Source organism: Rothia sp. HMSC062H08 (assembly GCF_001810775.1).
GTDB lineage: Bacteria > Actinomycetota > Actinomycetes > Actinomycetales > Micrococcaceae > Rothia.
Map to the genome: position 1 here is coordinate 259,348 of NZ_KV802668.1, position 3,002 is coordinate 262,349.

2 protein-coding genes and 1 pseudogene are annotated in these 3,002 nt (G+C 55.7%); all 3 read right to left on the reverse strand.

The window, feature by feature from the left end; genetic code table 11:
* The coding region (locus tag HMPREF2765_RS09310; protein WP_210390887.1) for a hypothetical protein at positions 1-286 on the reverse strand (286 nt) is incomplete at its 3' end.
* A gap of 26 nt (positions 287-312) precedes the next feature.
* Positions 313-2,361 (reverse strand): superoxide dismutase, encoded by a 2,049-nt coding sequence (locus HMPREF2765_RS06160; RefSeq protein ID WP_083303627.1) that lies wholly within the window; start codon positions 2,359-2,361, stop codon positions 313-315.
* 238 nt (positions 2,362-2,599) lie between these two features.
* Positions 2,600-3,002: pseudogene (locus tag HMPREF2765_RS06165) on the reverse strand (siroheme synthase); the annotation flags it as partial.

Consider the following 3,002-nt stretch of genomic DNA (forward strand, 5'->3'; position numbering starts at 1 on the left):
CCGGGTGGCGCGGGGTATCAGAATGGTGCGAGGCACCTCGTGGTGTGAAGAATGAAGACATCGTTATCCCATCTACAAAAAACTGTACGGTGAATGAAGCGGGCGAGTAGATGAAGCAAGTGAAGAAGTTGAGCGGATAAAGCCTGAGAAGACCCCCAAAAAACAGGGGAGAAGAAGCCCCGTAAAGCCTGGTGCTGGGCAAAAGAACTCGCAGAAGGCAGGGAAGAAAAACCGGGGTGGCACCGGCGGGCTGAAAAGTCGAACTACGTCGAGCATTCCAGCCCACCGGTCACTCCTCACTACAACCGGGCGCTACTTGAGGTGGCTGCCGCCGTGCTCCATGCGGTACAGCATCAACGCCAAGTCATAGACGGACGTTGTCTCCATGAAAAAGCGTTCGTGTTCCCAATCCCCGGTGTAGCCCCAAATGCGTTGCTGAACAGCCCACCGAGATTCACGCCAGAAAGCGCTACCCTCCTCCAAATCCAGAACCCATGGGTTAGCGCTCACCTCAGATTCATCCGACCCCGGCAGGCTACCGTTACGAGACTGCGGTGCGGCAGTCGGCAAGCCGGGAGACACCTTACCGCGCGAACGCTGATACCTATACAGGAACGCCGCCGTCGAATAATTGTGCATGTTCATCTCCGGGTGGAAATTCCCATCCGCCCAACCGAACGTAATGCCCTTCTGACGAGCCCAAATATACGCGGCGTAGTCCGGATCATCCGGAGCGATATCTCCATAAGGGCTCGTCGCCGGAAGCTCAACCTTCGGGGAACCCGCCAGGCGGTACAATGCCACCGTCACATCGCGGCGCGTCATATCGCGTCCCTCACTCAAAGAAGAAAACTCAGGAAGAACCTGACGGCGCTTAAACCATGCCCAGGCGGCGTTGACCTCCTTATTCTTCGTAAACTGCAGCTGTAGATCCTTCGAAGTAAGCTGCTCAACCGACTCAACCGTACCGTCCTTGCCGGCAGTCACCTTTTCCAAGAAGAGCCTGTACGAGCCGTCATAATTCAGCGGCGCACCGGGGACGTTCAGCTTCTCATCCACCGTGCCGTCATGGATGTTCTCAGCAGCAATCTCCTGCACCAGCGTTTTCTGACTGGCCAGAAGTCCCTGCGCGTCAACATGCTGCATCGAGAAACGGTAAGAGACCCCAGGCTGCTTCTTCAAGCCGACGGCGCGTACCTGAAGGATATTTTCCTCATCATAAGGGCTCACCGTCGTAGCCTTCAGAAACATCTCAGGGCTAGCCGATTCCTTATTAAGCGAACGTACCGGGATGAAATCTGCAACATCATTCAGCAACTCACCGGGGTAATTCTCATCCTCCGGACGGTCTTTACCGTAGAAACCAATCTTATAGACCTTACCCGGCTTAAGCGTTCCCCCAGGAATCGTAATAGACGTCTTAAAATGCCAATTCAGGAAATAAACGCGCTCTCCACTACGGGAAGCCGGGTACGGAATCCGAGTGGTGAATTCTGGTTCGCCTACAATCTTTCCGGTCTTCGGGTCGACTTCATAAAAAGCCAGAAGCGCGGGGCCATCCTTGCCCTCTCGACTACCGCTCGTAAGGATATGGAACCCCTCAATCGTCAGAGTCGTATCCTTCCACGGGTCATCAATTGCGGGCACACTGAAAATGTACGTCGTCTCAGTCGGCTTAGGGTCCTGCACAACATTAATAGGTGCACGCGCCACAAAACGGAATTCGGACGGCCAAAAATCCTCCCGGTGGCCCTTCTTGTGGTACGTCAAAATGACGTCGAAAAGAGTGCCTTCATTAGCCTCAATAATGTACGGCCCAATATTGAGGAAGAAGGTGTAGCTCCCGTCTGGGTTTTCTACCATCTGCTTCGGGTTGGGCTCACGGTCAAAGAGGTAGCCAAAGTAGGCATATCCGTCAATGCGGGCATGCGCGACTTTGAAGTACGAAGAACCGCGATCAACCAGAGAAAATTCGTAGAATTCGTAATTCTGACGGAATTCAGCACTGAGCGGAGGCGTCGTCAGCGTGACGGTGCCTCCTCGAGTAATGTTGAGAGTCTCGGGAGAGACTGTAAACCCTTCCATTTCAGGATGGCGAGATTCATCTACCTCCGGAAGCGAATACGTGGGTTCGTCAGCATCTTCTTGAGTTGCAGCGGGGGAGGCGGGGGTCGCCTGCGCCGGCTGCGCCTGCTGCTCAGGTGTAGCCTGTGCCGGCGTTGCGAGTGCCGCCGGGGTGATACCGGCAAGCGGGCTCAAACCCAGCAGTAATGACAGGCTGAGCGCGCGGGCGCTCGCCGGGTGGCGCGGCGCAGTTGAGCGGCACCGGGCGCCTCGTGGTGTGAAGAATGAAGACATCATTATCCCATCTACAAAAAACTGTACGGTGAGTGAAGCTAGCGAGTAGACGAAGCAAGTGAAGAAGTTGAGCGGATAAAGCGTGAGAAGAAAAACCTCGAACAGGGGAGAAGAAGCCCCGTAAAGCCCGGTGTCGGGCACAAGAACTCGCAGAGGCAGGGAAGAAAAACAGAAGCAACACCGGTGGGCTGAAAAGCCGAACTATGTCGAGCATTCCAGCCCACCGGTTACCACGACCGCGCTACCTGAGGTGGCTGCCGCCGTGCTCCAAACGGTAGAGCATCAACGCCAAATCACCAGCGGAAACGAAAGACCTATCAAAGTCCTCATAAGCGTATTCCCCGTCAATGCGGTAACCCCACATGCGGTGATCAACAGCCCACTGAGCCTCACGCCAGAAAGCGCTACCCTGACGAACCTTATGCTGCCAGCCGCTAGCACTCCGGGGCGCGTCATTATTGCCCGGCAGGCTACTGTTCTTCGGCAGCGAGGCAGAGGTCGGTGCCTTCGGAATGGCCTGACCCATCGCCTTCTGATACCTGTACAGGAACGCCACCGTCGACGGGGCCGAAAGCTTCACCTCCGGGTGGAACTTGCCATCCGCCCAGCCGAAGGTAATGCCCTTCTGACGAGCCCAAATGTAC

Excerpts from the sequence above, each read along its gene's own strand:
- HMPREF2765_RS06160 (WP_083303627.1), bottom strand. The coding sequence starts at position 2,361 with ATGATGTCTTCATTCTTCACACCACGAGGCGCCCGGTGCCGCTCAACT.